Here is a 16,588-nt window from a genome sequence, read left to right on the forward strand (position 1 = left end):
ACCTGGAAAGCCCTATGCCGAAAGAAGCTCGCCCATCGCCTTCAGGAACCGGCGGTTGATCGCATCGCGCGCCACGTGGCGGCCGCCTTCCACTTGCTTGCGGCCGAGCGCCCAGACGCTGTCGACGGCAACGCCACCGGCAAAGATCCAGTGATCGAGCAACTGGTCGCCCGAAAGGTAGGGCACGACTGTCGTGTCGAGCGAGATGAGATCCGCGTGATGGCCGACTGCGATGCCCGCCGGCGCCTTCAGCGCGGCGCCGCCACCGGTGATCGCATGATCAAAAAGGCTGCGCGCGGTCGAACCGCCTGATGTGGCAAGGACATTGCGGGCCCCTAGCGCCAGACGCTCGGAGTATTCGAGTTGGCGCAGTTCGCCTGGAAGCGAGATTTGCACGTTGGAATCTGAGCCGACGCCGAAACGGCCGCCTTCTTCGATGAAGAGTGGCGCCTGGAAGGTGCCGTCGCCGAGGTTGGCTTCGGTGATCGGGCAAAGGCCGGCGATTGCCCCGCTGCGCGCCATGCCGCGTGTTTCCTCGTCCGTCATATGCGTCGCATGGATCAAGCACCAGCGGTTATCAACGGGCGCATTGGCAAGCAACCATTCGACAGGGCGCGCGCGCGACCAGGCGATGCAATCCTCGACTTCTTTGGCCTGCTCGGCGACGTGGATATGGATCGGCCCCTCACCGGCCAGCGGCACGACGTTGGCCAGTTCCTCGGGTGTTGCGGCACGCAGGCTGTGCGGGGCAAGGCCGAGCTCAGCACCTCGAAGCGCGCCTGTCACCTTGCGGCAGCCGTCCATCAGGTTGGCGAAGCTGTCCAGCGTGTTGATGAAGCGGCGCTGGCCCTCGATTGGCGCCGCACCGCCGAATCCGGAATGGGCATAGAATACCGGAAGCAGCGTCAAGCCGATGCCGCTGGTGTTTGCTGCCGCGCCGATACGCTCGGCCAGTTCGGCAATATTGGCATAGGGCGTGCCGTCCCTGTCGTGGTGCAAATAATGAAACTCGCCGACCCGGGAAAATCCGGCCTCCAGCATCTCCATGTAGAGCTGGGCGGCGACAGCCTCGACATGGTCGGGCGTCATCGACAATGCGAACTTGTACATGACGGTGCGCCAGCTCCAGAAACTGTCGTTTGCTGGGCCCCTCACTTCGGCAAGGCCAGCCATGGCGCGCTGGAAAGCGTGGCTATGCAGATTACCTATCGCTGGGACGAGCGTATCATGATGCTCGTCTGCCGCCTCAGCGGCGACGCCTGTTTCGACGTTTGTGATAAGGCCGTCCGCGATCGTCAGGCGCACATCCTGTTGCCAACCCTGCGGCAAGAGCGCCACGCTCGCATGAAGTCTGATCGCTGCCGTCTGAGCCATAACGCTTTTTCTCCTGTTTGGCGCCGCGCATCTTTCTTTTCCATGGAGACGCACAAAATTCCACTTGTCACCCGTTTATTATGTATATACATGTTTCCGTATAAGGAAAGGCGCAAAGCTGATGAATGGGAACAAATTTTCAAGCGAAGAGGGACCTGGCGACGTGCCTCCGCATCTCTGGCGGAATGCGCGCCTGGCAACACTCGATCCGCAGAAGCGCGGTCTCGGCATCGTCGACAAAGGCGCAATCGTCACCGAGGGTGGCCGCATCCGCTTCGTCGGCCCGGAGGCCGAACTGCCGGTGTCCGCAATCGAGCGCGCAGAGATCACGGACCTCGAAGGTCGCTGGGTTACCCCGGGTCTCGTCGATTGCCACACCCACATCGTCTACGGCGGCAATCGCGCCCGCGAATTCGAAATGCGCCTCGAAGGCGCGACCTATGAAGAGATTGCGCGTGCCGGTGGCGGCATCGTCTCCTCCGTCAAGGCGACAAATGCGCTTTCGGTTGAAGGCCTTGTCGAAGCAGCCCTTCCCCGCCTGGATACCCTTATTTGCGAAGGCGTGACGACGATCGAGGTCAAGTCTGGCTACGGCCTGAATGTCGGCGGCGAATTGAAGATGCTGCGCGCTGCCCGTCAGCTCGAGCGCGTCCGCCCGGTTCGCGTCGTCACCTCCTATCTCGGCGCCCATGCAACGCCGGTCGAATACAAGGGCCGCAACGGTGACTACATCACCGACGTGGTCATTCCGGGGCTTGAATACGCCCACGCCGAGGGCCTGGTCGATGCCGTCGATGGGTTCTGTGAGGGAATTGCCTTTTCGACCGCCGAGATCGCCCGCGTCTTCGACAAGGCCGAAGCCCTCGGTCTGCCAGTCAAGCTGCATGCCGAGCAGCTCTCCAATCTCGGCGGCGCGAAACTTGCCGCCTCCTACGATGCGCTCTCTGCCGATCATCTCGAATATCTGGATGCCGAAGGTGCCGCAGCCATGGCCGCGGCCGGTACGGTCGCGGTTTTGTTGCCGGGCGCCTTCTACGCCATCAATGAAAAGCAGAAGCCGCCCGTCCAGGCACTGCGTGAGGCCGGCACGTGGATTGCCATTGCGACCGACTGCAATCCCGGCACCTCGCCGCTGACATCGCTGCTTCTGACGATGAACATGTCTGCGACCCTCTTCGGCCTGACCGTCGAGGAATGCATTGCCGGTGCGACGCGTGAAGGTGCGCGCGCCCTTGGTCTGCTGGACGAGACCGGGACGCTTGAGAACGGCAAGTGCGCCGATTTCGCGATCTGGGACGTCGAGAGCCTGGCTGAACTCGTCTACCGCATCGGCTTCAACCCGCTTCATGCACATGTCTTCAAGGGCGAAAGGATCGACCGTTGACCATTATCCTTCATCCCGGCTCCGTTTCGCTCAAGGATCTGGAGACGATCTACTGGACCGGCACGCCGGCGAAACTCGATGCATCCTTCGATGCCGGCATCGCCAAGGCCGCTGCTCGCATCGCCGAGATCGCGGCTGGCAACGCGCCCGTCTACGGCATCAATACCGGCTTCGGAAAGCTCGCCTCGATCAAGATCGACGCGGCCGACGTCGCAACCCTGCAGCGCAATCTGATCCTTTCGCACTGCTGCGGCGTCGGCGCGCCGCTTGCCGAAAATGTTGTTCGCCTGATCATGGCCTTGAAGCTGGTCTCGCTCGGCCGCGGTGCGTCGGGCGTGCGGCTGGAGCTGGTGCGGCTGATCGAAGGCATGCTGGAAAAAGGTGTGATCCCGGTTATCCCGGAAAAGGGCTCCGTCGGCGCCTCCGGTGATCTCGCGCCACTTGCCCATATGGCCGCCGTGATGATGGGCGAAGCCGAAGCCTTCTTCGATGGCGAGCGCCTGTCGGGCGCGACAGCCCTTGCGAAAGCCGGTTTGAAGCCGATCGTGCTCGCTGCCAAGGAGGGCCTGGCGCTCATCAACGGCACGCAAACCTCGACGGCGCTGGCACTCGCCGGCCTCTTCCGGGCACACCGGGCCGCACAGGCGGCACTGATCACCGGCGCCATGTCGACGGACGCGGCAATGGGCTCGTCTGCCCCCTTCCATCCCGATATTCACACACTGCGCGGCCACAGGGGCCAGATCGATACGGCAGCCGCGCTTCGCGCGTTGCTCGAAAGCTCGGTTATCCGCCAGAGCCATATCGAAGGCGACGAGCGCGTCCAGGATCCCTATTGCATTCGTTGTCAGCCGCAGGTCGATGGCGCTTGCCTGGACCTCCTGCGTTCGGTCGCACGCACGCTGGAGATCGAGGCGAACGCCGTTACCGACAACCCGTTGGTGCTGTCGGACAACTCCGTTGTCTCGGGCGGCAACTTCCATGCCGAACCGGTTGCCTTCGCAGCCGACCAGCTCGCCCTTGCCGTCTGTGAAATCGGCGCGATCGCCCAGCGGCGCATTGCCCTGCTTGTCGATCCCGCGCTCTCCTACGGACTGCCGGCCTTCCTGGCAAAGAAGCCCGGTCTTAACTCCGGCCTGATGATCGCGGAAGTCACGTCCGCGGCGCTGATGTCGGAAAACAAGCAGATGTCACATCCGGCTTCCGTCGATTCGACACCAACATCGGCCAACCAGGAAGATCACGTCTCCATGGCCTGCCACGGCGCCCGGCGGCTGCTGCAGATGACTGACAATCTCTTCAGCATTATCGGCATCGAAGCACTGACGGCGGCCCAGGGTGTGGAATTCCGCGCACCGCTCACAACAAGTCCCGAGCTGCAAAAGGCGATTACCACCATTCGCGATGCGGTGCCGACGCTGGAGCTTGACCGCTACATGGCAAACGACCTCAAGGCGGCAAGCGACCTCGTTGCCACGGGCGCGCTGAACGCATCCGTCTCACGCGGCATCTTGCCGGTTCTGGAGGGCTGACATGGCTGTTTTCGACGTCAAGCAGGGCACATCGCCCATTATCCTCGGCTTCCCGCACACCGGCACCGAGGTTCCCACCGACATCTGGGAGCGCCTGAACGACTACGGCAAGATTCTTGCCGATACCGACTGGCATATCCATCACCTCTATGACGGCCTGCTTTCCGATCCAACGACGGTGCGCGCGACGTTCCACCGCTACGTCATCGATGCGAACCGCGATCCAGCAGGCGTCAGCCTCTATCCCGGCCAGAACACTACCGGTCTTATTCCGGAAACGGATTTCGATGGAAAGGCGATCTGGAAGGATGGGCAGGCGCCTGGTGAAGCCGACATCGCAGCGCGGCTGCGGGACTTTCACGCGCCTTATCACGCCGCACTTGCAGCCGAGATCGAGCGTGTGAGAGCAATCCACGGCGTGGCGATCCTCTACGACTGCCACTCGATCCGCTCACACATTCCTTTCCTCTTCGAAGGCAAGTTACCGGATTTCAATATCGGCACGGACATGGGCAAGACCTGCGACAGCGCTATCGAGCAGGCGACACTCACCGTCGTCGAAGCCGCCGAGGGCTACGACAGTGTGCTCAACGGTCGCTTCAAGGGCGGCTGGACAACGCGCCACTATGGCCGCCCGGAAACGGGTGTGCATGCCGTCCAGATGGAGCTTGCGCAATCGACGCATCTTCAAACCGAGGCGCCGCCTTTTGCCTACGACACCGCCAAGGCAGAGCGCCTTCGCGTCCATCTTAAAGACATTCTGGTGCGCATCGAGCAGATCGCACCGGGCCTGAAACGATAACGATCACTCGACAGGGGGAACCCGCATGACCGCAAACCCACGCCACAACATTCGCGAGATCCGCGCACCGCGCGGCAACGAGCTCAATGCCAAGAGCTGGATGACCGAAGCGCCGTTGCGTATGCTGATGAACAACCTCGACCCGGACGTCGCCGAGAACCCGAACGAGCTCGTGGTCTATGGTGGCATCGGTCGTGCCGCCCGCACCTGGGACGACTTCGACCGCATCGCCGCGACGCTCAAGACGCTGAACGAGGATGAGACGCTGCTCGTGCAGTCCGGCAAGCCGGTCGGCGTGTTCCGCACGCATAAGGATGCGCCGCGCGTCTTGATCGCCAACTCGAACCTCGTGCCGCACTGGGCGACGTGGGATCACTTCAACGAGCTGGATAAGAAGGGCCTTGCCATGTACGGCCAGATGACGGCTGGCTCTTGGATCTATATAGGCACGCAGGGCATCGTCCAGGGCACCTACGAGACCTTCGTCGAGGCCGGACGCCAGCACTACGGCGGCAACCTCAAGGGCAAGTGGGTGCTGACCGGCGGTCTCGGCGGCATGGGCGGCGCCCAGCCGCTGGCCGCCGTCATGGCCGGCGCGTCGTGCCTTGCCGTCGAGTGCAACCCGGACTCGATCGATTTCCGTCTGCGCACCCGCTATGTCGACGAAAAGGCGGAGACGCTGGACGAGGCAATGGAGATGATCGCCCGCTGGACCAAGAACGGCGAGGCGAAGTCGGTCGGCCTGCTCGGTAACACCGCCGAGATCCTACCCGAGATGGTCCGCCGCGGCATCCGCCCCGATATGGTCACCGACCAGACCTCCGCGCACGACCCGGTCAACGGCTACCTGCCGAAGGGTTGGACGATGGGCGAGTGGAAGGACAAGCGCGTTTCCGATCCGAAGGCGGTCGAGAAGGCCGCCCGCGCCTCGATGCGTGAACATGTCGAGGCGATGATCGCCTTCCAGGACATGGGCATCCCGACCTTCGACTACGGCAACAACATCCGCCAGGTGGCCAAGGATGAAGGCCTCGAAAACGCCTTCGCTTTCCCGGGCTTCGTGCCGGCCTATATTCGTCCGCTCTTCTGCCGCGGCATCGGTCCCTTCCGCTGGGCAGCACTTTCGGGGGATCCGGAGGATATCTACAAGACCGACGCCAAGGTGAAGGAACTGCTGCCCGACAACAAGCACCTGCACAACTGGTTGGACATGGCACGCGAGCGCATCTCCTTCCAGGGCCTGCCGGCGCGCATTTGCTGGGTCGGTCTCGGGGATCGTCATCGCCTCGGGCTTGCCTTCAACGAGATGGTGAAGAACGGCGAGCTGAAGGCCCCGGTCGTCATCGGCCGCGACCACCTCGACTCCGGCTCGGTCGCCTCGCCGAACCGCGAAACCGAAGCGATGAAGGATGGCTCGGATGCCGTCTCCGACTGGCCGCTCCTGAACGCGCTCCTCAACACTGCGTCGGGCGCGACCTGGGTGTCGCTCCATCACGGCGGCGGCGTCGGCATGGGCTTCTCCCAGCACTCCGGCATGGTGGTTTGCGCTGATGGCACGGACGACGCAGCAAGGAGGCTGGAGCGCGTTCTCTGGAACGACCCGGCGACCGGCGTCATGCGGCATGCCGATGCCGGCTACGAGATCGCCATCGACTGCGCCAAGGAACAGGGCCTGCGCCTTCCGGCGATCCTCGGGAATTGATCCCTTGGACCGGGCCTCAAAATCCCATGAGGCCCGGATACTGCAGCGCAGCCTTATCGACCGTAACCAGAGGAATGCATTCGATCTTTGACTGGGCAATCAGAATCCGGTCGAAGGGATCTTTGTGAACGGGCGGGAGTGCTGCGATAGCAAGTGCGTGCTTTCGTTGACGGGCATGTCGATATAGCCGTTTTGAAGGAGACGTTCTCTCAATATCGAGGGATCGGCGCGAAAATCTGGGCGTGCCTGCGCATGCTTGATGGCGGTTTCCCAGATGCTGGCGGGACTGAGAAAGGCATCGGTGTCGTCGAGGGGAACGACTTTCACCAGGGGCTTTCCAGCCTTGGCTGTGATGAAAGCCTCGCCTTTCGCAGCGTTTTCGATGAGCCGCGACGGATGCGTCTTGCTTCGTGAATGTTTACGGTCTGCATGGCTGCCTCGATGGACTTAATCCACTAACGTAGATGGAACCAAAATGACCCTTGCCACCGTCCTTAGAGCCAGCACCTATCGCCGTATGCCATGGAAGAACGGTGGCGGTGAGACCGTCGAAATTGCGGTCTCGCCCAAGGGCGCGGTACTGTCGGATTTCGACTGGCGCGTCAGCATGGCAACGGTGGCGACGGATGGGCCGTTCTCCGTCTTTCCCGGTATCGACCGCACGCTTTCGATCCTGGAAGGCAACGGTATGTCGCTTTCAATCGACGGCGGCGCGCCGGTGCTGCTGACGCAGGACAGCGATCCCCTCGCCTTCCCCGCGGATGTCTCGGTTTCGGCAACGCTTGCCGATGGAACCATTACGGACCTGAATGTCATGAGCCGTCGCGCCAGCCTGCGCCATAGGGTCGAGCGGATCGATGTCGATGCTACGTCAACGCTAAAAGTGCATGCAACGACGTGGGTTGGGTTGTGCCATCGCGGCGACGTCATCCTCGAATGCGGTGGCAATCGCACCGATCTTGGGCCGGGCGATGCATTTTTGCTGGAGGGTGGCGAAGGTGCAGATGTTGTCCTGAGCGGCCGGGCGCTCTGCTATCTCATTACCATCGAAAGCACCTGAACCTCGCGGTCGGCGATCTGGCGCCAGAGCGTGCGTTCTGGAAATCAGGTCCAAAACAATATTATCACTGTAGTCTATAAAATAGATGGTTTTACCTATCTGAGAACGATTGTCCGCCCTAGTGTTTTCCTGTCGAAACACATTCAAGCGCTGCAGCTGAAGCTCAGTCGCAAGGGGGCAAAACATGAATATCAGAACACTATTGGCGGCGATTACGCTCAGTTCCGCCAGCCTGCTGGCACCTTTTGTTGCCCAGGCAGCCGACAAGAAGGTGGTTGTTGCCTATCAAACCGATGCACTGCCGTCGTCGGTCGCGATCGCTAATGGCGAATTTGCCAAGGCAACCGGCTATGACATTGATTTCCGCAAGTTCAACTCCGGGGCCGAGATCTTCGCGGCCATCGCGTCGGGCGATGTGCAGGTCGGCTATGTCGGTTCGAGTCCCTTTGCCGCGGCGACTTCGCGCGGATTGGAGGTCAAGGCCTTCTACCTCTCTTCGATCTCCGGCATCGACGAGGCGCTCGTCGTTCGCAACGGCTCCGGCATTGCGGCTCTCTCTGACCTCAAGGGCAAGAAGCTTGCTGCGGCACCCGTTTCCACCGACCACTACCAGCTTCTGGCGCTGATAAAGTCGCTGGGGCTGACGGAAAAGGAGGTTCAGGTCTTTGCAATTCCGCAGCCAGAGATCGTTGCCAGCTACAATCGCGGTGACATCGATGGCGGCTTTGTCTGGGATCCGGCGCTGACCGAGCTCAAGAAGAACGGCAAGGTGCTCGTCACCTCCAAGGATGTGGCGGACAAAGGCGCTCCGACCTTCTCCGCCTGGGTCGCCGCATCGAAGTTTGCCGACGAAAACCCGGCGTTCCTGAAGAGCTTTGCCGGCGTCATCAGCAAGTACTACGCCTCCTTCGCAGCAGATAAGAAGGCTTGGGCCGCCGACAGCGACAATGCCAAGCTCCTTGCCAAGGCACTTGGCGGAACGTCTGAGCAGCAGGCTGGCGCGCTCAAGAACCTCACCCTGCTGACGCCTGAGGTCCAGGCGTCCGAAGCCTGGCTCGGCGGTGGCGAAAAGTCCGGCGCGGCTAAGATTCTCAAGGATACCGCCGCCTTCCTGAAGGACCAGGGCAAGGTGAGCGAAGTGCTGCCGAGCTACGCGGCTTTTGTGACACCGGATGCGCTCGTCAACGCAAGCAACTGAAATACCACGACAATCCTCCCATCCTGGCACGCTGGTGCGATATCGCGCCAGCGTCACAATACGAAGAGACGACACATGCTCAAAGTCGATCACGCAAGCGTCTATTTCAGGACGCGCGACGGCCAAACGGTTCAGGCCCTCGATCGCGTTTCCCTCGATATTCCCGACAGCGGCTTCGTCGTCGCACTCGGTGCCTCGGGTTGTGGCAAGTCGACGTTGCTCAACGCGATTGCGGGTTTCCTGCCGCTGTCGGCAGGCACGATCACGCTGGACGGCCGAGCGGTTAGGGGTCCCGGCGCCGATCGCGGTGTCGTATTCCAGAAGGACACGCTGCTGCCGTGGAAGACGGTTGTCGACAATGTCGCGCTTGGATTGCAGTTTGCCGGAACTCCAAAAGTGGTGCGGCGCGCCCGCGCCGAGGAGCTTCTCTGCCTCGTCGGTCTCAAAGACTTTGCGCGGGCCTTTCCCTACGAATTGTCGGGCGGCATGCGCCAGCGGGTAGGCATTGCCCGGGCACTCGCAGCCGAGCCCGACGTGCTTTTGATGGACGAGCCGTTCGGGGCCCTGGACAGCTTGACGCGCGAGCAGATGCAGGAATTGCTCGTATCGATCTGGAAGGAGACAGGCAAACGCATCTTCTTCATTACCCACTCGATAGAGGAGGCTCTCTTCCTCGGCACGCAGGTCGTGGTGATGTCGCCGCGTCCCGGCCGCATCGTTGCGCGCTTCGATCTCGATTTCGTCCGTGAGTTCGCCCGGACCAGTAATGCGCGATCGATCAAGACGGCGCCGGAGTTCGGCAGTTTACGTGAGGAAATCCGGACCATTCTGCATGGTTCCGACGGGTTCAGGGATGCGGCGGAATGAGTGACGTCATCGAAACGAGGGACATTGTCGTCAAGACCGAAGCCGACCAGCCGAAGACCGTTTCCCTGCAGGGTTATGGCGCCGGGCAAAGCAATACGCTTGTCATCAGTCTCGCGACAGCCGTCGTGTTGATTGCCACCTGGTGGCTGGTTGCCAAGCTGGGAGTGGTGCCGCGCCTCTTCCTGCCGACACCCCAGGAGGTTGTCACACAGATCGTCGCCGTCTATCGCGATGGCTATGCCGGGGCCTCGCTTGGCGAACACGTCTCGGCAAGTCTGTTCAGGATCGCGACGGCCGCAGCGATCGCTATCGCGGTTGGTATCCCGCTCGGCTTGCTCATGGGGCTCAACCGCTGGGCAAAGGGGATACTCGATACACCGATCGAATTCTACTGGCCGCTGCCACCGCTCGCCTATCTGCCGTTGATGATCATCTGGCTCGGTATCGGCGAAACCTCGAAGGTGACGCTTCTCGTCCTCGCCATGTTCGCGCCGATCTGCCTTTCGGCCCAGGCTGGCGTGCGCTCACTGCCGATCGAGCGTGTCAATGCGGCGCGATCGCTTGGTGGAAGACCCTGGCAACTTCTTCTCAGTATCGTTTTGCCATCGGCCTTGCCGGAAATTCTGACGGGTATCCGCATCGCGCTTGGTATCGGTTGGGGCACGCTCGTCGCTGCCGAGCTGATCGCTTCCAATCGCGGCATCGGTTACATGATCATGTCCGCCTCCCAGTTTCTGGCAACGGACGTGGTCTTCGTCGGCATCGGCATTATCGCCGCCTGTGCATTTGCCTTTAGCGCTGCCGTTCGGCTCTTGGAAGCTACCCTCGTTCCGTGGAAAGGTAAGAGCTAACGCACAAGTGCCTTCACGGGGTCCACGACGCTTCAGCCCGCCGGCATAGGGAACGATGGCATGAAGCAGATGCAGATCTACGCATTCGACATGAACAGCGTCGGCCATATCAACCACGGAATGTGGACGCATCCGCGCGATACGTCCCTTCATTACACGGACCTCGACTACTGGGTTGACCTTGCCCGTACCGCCGAGCGCGGCAAGCTGGACGGGATATTCCTCGCCGATATCGTTGGTGTCTATGATGTCTACAAGGGCAGCCCCGCGCCAGTCATCGAGGCAGGCGCGCAGATTCCGGTCAACGATCCGTTGATGCCGATCTCGGCAATGGCCTATGTCACCAAGCATCTCGGCTTCGGGGTCACAGTTAACACGACTTACGAGCCGCCCTTTCTGTTGGCGCGACGGATGTCGACGCTCGATCACCTGACCAAGGGCCGGATTGGCTGGAACATCGTTACCGGCTATCTTGACAGTGCCGCGCGTGCGATGGGCTTTGAAGCGTTGCCCGAGCATGACGCGCGTTACGATGCGGCCGATGAATACCTCGAAATCCTCTACAAGCTTTGGGAGGGAAGCTGGGACGACGAGGCTGTGCTTCGCGACAAGTCTCGGGCCGTCTTCGCCGACGCGTCGAAAGTGCGCGCCGTCAGGCATGAGGGTCCATACTACAAGATGGAGGCAATCCACCTTGCACAGCCCTCGCCGCAGCGCACGCCGCTGCTCTTCCAGGCAGGGGCCTCTGCGCGTGGACAGGCTTTTGCGGCCCGCCACGCCGAATGCGTCTTCATCGCAGCGCCGACCCCACAGGCGGCACGGCCGACTGTGGAGGCACTGCGACGCAAAGCCTTGTTGGTTGGGCGCGGTGCCGATGCCTTGCGCGTTCTCGGTCTCGTCACGGTGGTCGTTGGGCGCACGCAGAAGGAGGCGAAAGACAAGCTCGAGGACTATCGCAGGCATGCAAGCGTCGAGGCCTGCTTGGCGCACTATTCCGCCTCAACGGGCATCGACCTCTCCAGATATGGCCTCGATGATCCGATCGAGCAGAAATCCACCAATGCCAATCAGTCTGCGCTCGCCGCAATCACAAGGGAGGCTCGTGAGCCGGTCACACTCCGCCAGATCATCGACCAGATGGTGCTTGGCAGTCGCATGCAGCCGATTGTCGGCTCGGCCGAGCAGGTGGCGGATCGTCTGGGGGCATGGGTCTTGGATGCTGGTGTGGACGGCTTCAATCTGGCGCGCACGGTGGCACCCGAAAGCCTGCGCGACTTTGTCGACCTCGTCGTGCCGGTGCTGCAGGAGCGCGGCCTGTTTAAGGCGGACTACGCCGAGGGACCGCTCAGGCAAAAGCTGTTCGGCGGCAGCGGCAGGCTGCCATCCTCGCACCCTGCCGCCGCGTTTCGTTATTGATTACTTGTGGTCAAGCCTGGCGACCAGCCGGTCGCCGAGCCACTGGATGCCACAAACCAGCACGATCAGCACGGCAACGACCGCCACCATGACGGTCGTCTCGAAGCGCTGGTAGCCATAGCGGATGGCAAGGTCGCCCAGACCGCCTGCGCCGATCGCGCCGGCCATCGCAGATGCGCCGATCAGCGTCACCAGCGTCACCGTGAATCCGGCGACGATGCCGGGCAATGCTTCGGGAACGAGCACTTCGCGAATGATTGTCCAGCGGTCGCCACCCATGGCGCGCACGGCATCGATCAAGCCGCGGTCTACTTCGCGCAGCGACACTTCGGCGATGCGCGCATAGTAGGGCGTTGCGGCAATGGCGAGCGGCACGATGGCCGCCCACGTGCCAAGCGCGGTGCCGACGATGAGGCGCGTCAGCGGGATCAGAGCGACCAGCAAGATGATGAAGGGGACTGAGCGGAAGCCGTTGATGATGGCACCGAGGATGCCGTTCACCCAGGCATTCTCGGCGATACCGCCCTTGTTGGTAAGCACCAGTGCGAGACCGAGCGGCAGGCCGAAGACGAGCGAGATCAGGCCTGAGGCGCCGGTCATCAGGATCGTCTCCCACAAGGAGCGAAGCAAGAGATTAAACATGATCGGTGTCATAGCCAAGAACCTCCACCCGCGCCGAGCGAGCCTTCAGAAATTGCAGAACCTTGTCCTTCAGGGCGGGATCGCGCATCGGGACGGCAATGAAGAACCGCGCCACCGGCTGGTTCTGGATATGGTCGATACCACCGTGTACAAGCCGGAAGGATTGCGGCAGCGCCGTGGATAGGTCGGCAAAAACCGCCCCCTGTGCGGCCGGTCCCGCCATGTCGATGCTCAGGATCGCCTCCTGGCCGGAGGTGGGAGACAGCCGGGCGGCGATGTGCTCAGGCAATTGCGGGCGGCTTCCGGAAAGCAGGCTCTGGGTGATCTGCGCCTGCGGATCGGCAAACACCGACCAGACCTGTCCTTCCTCGACAATACGACCGGCATCGATGACGGCAACGCGATCGGCAATGTTGCGCACGACTTCCATCTCATGCGTGATGAGCAGGATCGTCAGGCCAAGCTTGCGGTTGATGTCCTTCAGAAGGGTCAGGATCGAACGGGTCGTTTCGGGATCGAGCGCCGATGTCGCTTCATCCGAGAGCAGCAATGCCGGGCGCGCCGCGAGCGCTCTAGCAATGCCAACCCGTTGCTTCTGGCCACCGGACAGAGACGATGGATAGGCTTTTGCCTTGCCAGCGAGGCCGACAAGCTCCAGCAATTCATGCGCGCGCTTCAGGCGTTCCGCCTTTGCGACGCCGGCGATCTTCAGCGGCAGTGCGACATTTTCTTCGACCGTCTTCGACGCCAGTAGGTTGAAGTGCTGAAAGATCATGCCGACGCGGCGGCGAAGCGGCTGCAGCTCCTGTTCGTCGAGACCGACAATGCTGCGGCCCTCGATTTCGATCTCGCCGCGATCGGGGCGCTCCAAGCCGTTCAGACAGCGGATCAGCGTGGATTTGCCGGCGCCGCTGCGCCCGATAATGCCGAGGATCTCGCCTTTGTGGACGGTGAGCGATGTGCCGTCGAGAGCGGCAGTGGCACCGAAATGCCGATGCACGTCGACGAGGCGCACCACCTCTTGTGCCGTGGCCTGCGGCGGAGCCTCGATGGCCGAGGCCGATATGATTGAATTCATGTTCTTTCCCTTCGGAAACGTCCAAGGCGGCCCGGGCAAGGAACGCCCGGACCGCCTTGTTCAACCGCGCCCAATGCGTGGCGCGAATGTCGATCAGTAAGCGCTGACGCCGGTTCCCTTATACACCTTGTCGAACTCGGCCTTAACCGCATCGTTCTGGTAGGAGGAGACGAGGGTCTTGACCCAGGCCTCATTCTCGCTGCCCTGCTTGACGGCGATGAAGTTGCGATAGGGATTGTCGGCGATCGGCTCCTGCGCAATGCGGTCGGCGGCCGACAGTCCGCTTTTCAAGGCCCAGTCGGTGTTGACGACGGCCGCGTCCAGATCCTCGATAGCGCGTCCGACGACGCCAGCGTCCAGTTCCTTGATCTCGACATTCTTCGGATTGTCCGAGATGTCGGTCACGGTGGCGAGAATGCCCGTGCCGACCTTGAGCTTGATGATGCCCTCGTTCTGCAAAACGCGTAGTGCGCGGCCCTCGTTCGAGGGGTCATTGGGAACCCCGATGGTGGCCCCTTCGGCGATTTCCGAGACTGCCTTGTGCTTCTTGGAATAAAGGCCGATCGGCCAGACGGCGGTATATCCGACCGGCACGATATGATAGCCGTGCTGCTCGACCTGATTGTCGAGATAGGGCTTGTGCTGGAAGGCGTTGGCGTCGATTTCGCCGCGTTCAAGCGCCTCGTTCGGCTGTGTGTAATCGTTGAAGACGACCGTCTCGATCGTCAGGCCCTTCTTGGCGGCTTCCGCGGTCACGACGCGCCACACGTCTTCATCCTCGCCGCTCATGATGCCGACCTTGATCGACTTGTCGTCCGCGAAGGAGGCAACAGGCGCTGTGAATGCAACCAGGGCAATTGCCGAGGCGACGATAGCGGCAAGGCTTGCACGACGCGTCAGGCTTGATGTGGCGGACGTCTTCTTGTTCATTGTGGTGTTTCCCGTCTTGAATTGATGAGGCTTGCCTCGAACGGTCAGATAATTTCAAAACTGCCGATGGTAAACCAAGCAAGCCGATCTCTATTGCGCTGCAGCACGGAAAAACTGTTCGGCGCCTGAACACAATAGCGGGATAAAAATTCTACTGATTTTGTAGAATATTGGCGTTGCCGGCATGCTTGCCTGACCCTAAACTAAACCATCCGAGCGCGAAGACCAAACCTGCGCTCGCAAGCAAGGTGATCTGGACCGCGGGCATTGAAGCAGGACAGCGCGAAATCACGACATGACACCGATCGCCGGACGCGGCGACCCCTGGTGGCGATTATCGGTGGGGGCGTTTCCGGAGCGGGCGTCGCGTACCACCTGGCGCGTTCCATCACGGACCGACCGCCAGCAATCGTCGTTTTTGAGCCACGGCGCGAGCTCGGCAGAGGGCTTGCCTATGATACCACTGATCCGGCGCATCGCATCAATGTTCCCGCCGCCCGCATGAGCCTACTTCCGGATCAGCCTGAGGATTTTCTGGAATGGATTGGGCGCAATGATGCCGTTGCGGACGATCCGGAAGCACATCGGCTTGATGGCAGCCTCTTTCCCCGACGCCATGTCTTCGGCTCTTACATCGCCTCGGCGCTCACGCCTCTCGTGCAAAGCGGCACCGTGCGCCATCGTCGCGCGGTCGTTACGGCTGTGTGCCGGGACGGCGCGCTCTGGGAGATCTTCGACAGCCAGGGCGGACAGATATTTGCCGATTTCCTGGTGATCGCCACCAGTCATCCCGCGCCCTCGGCGCCCGGGGCTCTGCGAGCTCTTGAAGGACATCCCCGGTTTGTGGCCGATTCCACCGTTGCCGGTGCGCTCGACGTCGTGCGTCCCGACGACCGGCTGCTGATTGTCGGCAATGGTCTGACCGCAGCCGACATCGTCGCCTCGCTGGCGCGCACTGGCCATCGCGGGCCGATCACGTCGATTTCGCGCCGCGGGCTGAGGTCGACGGGACATGCGCCTTTCCCGCAGGACCCGTTCGGCGAGTTTGACACGGCCCCGGCTCATAGTGCGACGGCACTGCTGCAGAGCGTTCGGCACGCCATTGCGCAAGCCAAGACGGCGGGGTTGACGTGGCACGCCGTGATTGACCAGGTGCGCGGCCACGGCCATGCGATCTGGCAGAACCTGCCGATTGCCGAACGTTGCCGGATCGTGCGCCACATCAGGCCCTACTGGGACGTTCATCGGTTCCGCATCGCGCCGCAGGTAGAAGACGTGTTGGAGCGGGCGATCGCGCAGGGCAGGATGGAAGTGCTGGCGGCCTCCGTCGGTCGGGTGCAGCGCGAGGGTGAGGCCATCCACGTGGAGCTGCAACGCCGACATGCCTTGCCGCTTAAGAAGAGCTATGATGCAGTCGTGGTCACAACGGGTCCCGCGCATGGTGGCATTCTCGAAAGCCAGGCATGGCTAGCCGCTCTGCGCGATCAGTCACATTTGCAACTTGACCCGACCGGTCTCGGCATCGCTTGTTCGGAGCGCGCAGAGGCGATCGCAGCCGATGGCCGGCCCGACCCGTCGTTGCTGATTTCTGGCCCGCTGGCGCGCGGAACCTTTGGAGAGCTCATGGGGCTGCCACAGATCACCGAACATGCAGTCTTCGTGGCAGGCGAGCTAGCTGCGCAGGTAGCGACCCTGAGCCGCTGCGCTTAGTCATATCACTTCTTTCGCCGCAGGGGCGAAGGCCCGCTGGGG

The 16,588-nt window shown here is 61.9% G+C and carries 15 protein-coding genes and 1 pseudogene; 10 read left to right on the forward strand and 6 right to left on the reverse strand.

The genetic code is table 11. The features are described 5' to 3' along the window. Positions 1-12: 12 nt before the first annotated feature. Positions 13-1,374: a formimidoylglutamate deiminase gene (locus LPU83_RS72325; RefSeq protein WP_024314590.1), complete on the reverse strand. Its 1,362-nt coding sequence runs from the start codon at positions 1,372-1,374 to the stop codon at positions 13-15. 121 nt (positions 1,375-1,495) lie between these two features. On the opposite strand from LPU83_RS72325, the gene hutI reads away from it, so the two are divergent. Genes hutI through hutU form a run of 4 tightly spaced genes read left to right on the forward strand, consistent with a single transcriptional unit; the run spans position 1,496 to position 6,794 of the window. Further along, complete coding sequence (gene hutI, locus LPU83_RS72330) at positions 1,496-2,758, forward strand: imidazolonepropionase (protein ID WP_024314589.1); 1,263 nt, start codon at positions 1,496-1,498, stop codon at positions 2,756-2,758. Then, the gene (gene hutH, locus LPU83_RS72335; protein ID WP_024314588.1) at positions 2,755-4,290 is read left to right on the forward strand and encodes a histidine ammonia-lyase; all 1,536 of its coding nucleotides are present in this window, start codon (positions 2,755-2,757) and stop codon (positions 4,288-4,290) included. The genes hutI and hutH overlap by 4 nt, the downstream gene beginning before the upstream one ends. A gap of 1 nt (position 4,291) precedes the next feature. After that, positions 4,292-5,092 (forward strand): N-formylglutamate deformylase, encoded by an 801-nt coding sequence (gene hutG / locus LPU83_RS72340; protein WP_024314587.1) that lies wholly within the window; start codon positions 4,292-4,294, stop codon positions 5,090-5,092. A gap of 25 nt (positions 5,093-5,117) precedes the next feature. Continuing rightward, entirely contained in the window at positions 5,118-6,794 is a 1,677-nt protein-coding gene (gene hutU / locus LPU83_RS72345; protein WP_024314586.1) for a urocanate hydratase, read from the forward strand. Positions 6,795-6,893: 99 nt separating this feature from the next. Here hutU and LPU83_RS75040 read toward each other — a convergent pair whose 3' ends face one another. After that, positions 6,894-7,121 carry a PIN domain-containing protein gene (locus LPU83_RS75040; RefSeq protein WP_051166651.1) on the reverse strand — a complete coding sequence of 76 codons (228 nt, stop codon included), beginning with the start codon at positions 7,119-7,121 and terminating at the stop codon, positions 6,894-6,896. Continuing rightward, positions 7,095-7,225, reverse strand: a pseudogene (locus LPU83_RS72355) (type II toxin-antitoxin system Phd/YefM family antitoxin); the annotation flags it as partial. The pseudogene LPU83_RS72355 and the gene LPU83_RS75040, both read right to left, overlap by 27 nt. 44 nt (positions 7,226-7,269) lie before the next feature. On the opposite strand from LPU83_RS72355, the gene LPU83_RS72360 reads away from it, so the two are divergent. From LPU83_RS72360 to LPU83_RS72380, 5 genes are all read left to right on the forward strand, one after another. Continuing rightward, positions 7,270-7,854, forward strand: coding sequence for a HutD/Ves family protein (locus LPU83_RS72360; RefSeq protein ID WP_024314585.1), 585 nt, complete (start codon positions 7,270-7,272; stop codon positions 7,852-7,854). Between the two features lie 184 nt (positions 7,855-8,038). Next, entirely contained in the window at positions 8,039-9,052 is a 1,014-nt protein-coding gene (gene tauA / locus LPU83_RS72365; RefSeq protein WP_024314584.1) for a taurine ABC transporter substrate-binding protein, read from the forward strand. A 75-nt stretch (positions 9,053-9,127) separates the two neighbouring features. Further along, positions 9,128-9,919, forward strand: coding sequence for a taurine ABC transporter ATP-binding protein (locus tag LPU83_RS72370; RefSeq protein ID WP_024314583.1), 792 nt, complete (start codon positions 9,128-9,130; stop codon positions 9,917-9,919). Then, positions 9,916-10,770 carry an ABC transporter permease subunit gene (locus LPU83_RS72375; RefSeq protein WP_024314582.1) on the forward strand — a complete coding sequence of 285 codons (855 nt, stop codon included), beginning with the start codon at positions 9,916-9,918 and terminating at the stop codon, positions 10,768-10,770. The genes LPU83_RS72370 and LPU83_RS72375 overlap by 4 nt, the downstream gene beginning before the upstream one ends. A gap of 60 nt (positions 10,771-10,830) precedes the next feature. Beyond that, complete coding sequence (locus tag LPU83_RS72380) at positions 10,831-12,186, forward strand: LLM class flavin-dependent oxidoreductase (RefSeq protein ID WP_024314581.1); 1,356 nt, start codon at positions 10,831-10,833, stop codon at positions 12,184-12,186. On the opposite strand, the gene LPU83_RS72385 is transcribed toward LPU83_RS72380, so the two are convergent. The 3 genes from LPU83_RS72385 to LPU83_RS72395 form a co-directional block, all read right to left on the reverse strand. After that, positions 12,187-12,840 (reverse strand): methionine ABC transporter permease, encoded by a 654-nt coding sequence (locus tag LPU83_RS72385; RefSeq protein ID WP_024314580.1) that lies wholly within the window; start codon positions 12,838-12,840, stop codon positions 12,187-12,189. It lies immediately after the preceding gene. Continuing rightward, the gene (locus LPU83_RS72390; protein ID WP_024314579.1) at positions 12,821-13,906 is read right to left on the reverse strand and encodes a methionine ABC transporter ATP-binding protein; all 1,086 of its coding nucleotides are present in this window, start codon (positions 13,904-13,906) and stop codon (positions 12,821-12,823) included. Before LPU83_RS72390 ends, LPU83_RS72385 begins: the two co-directional genes overlap by 20 nt. A gap of 93 nt (positions 13,907-13,999) precedes the next feature. After that, positions 14,000-14,836: a MetQ/NlpA family ABC transporter substrate-binding protein gene (locus tag LPU83_RS72395; protein ID WP_024314578.1), complete on the reverse strand. Its 837-nt coding sequence runs from the start codon at positions 14,834-14,836 to the stop codon at positions 14,000-14,002. Between the two features lie 267 nt (positions 14,837-15,103). Here LPU83_RS72395 and LPU83_RS72400 point away from each other — a divergent pair, with 267 nt between their 5' ends. Beyond that, positions 15,104-16,546, forward strand: a complete 1,443-nt coding sequence (locus LPU83_RS72400; RefSeq protein WP_231052111.1) for an FAD/NAD(P)-binding protein — start codon at positions 15,104-15,106, stop codon at positions 16,544-16,546. The last annotated feature ends 42 nt before the right edge of the window (positions 16,547-16,588 follow it).

It is taken from the genome of Rhizobium favelukesii, assembly GCF_000577275.2.
GTDB lineage: Bacteria > Pseudomonadota > Alphaproteobacteria > Rhizobiales > Rhizobiaceae > Rhizobium > Rhizobium favelukesii.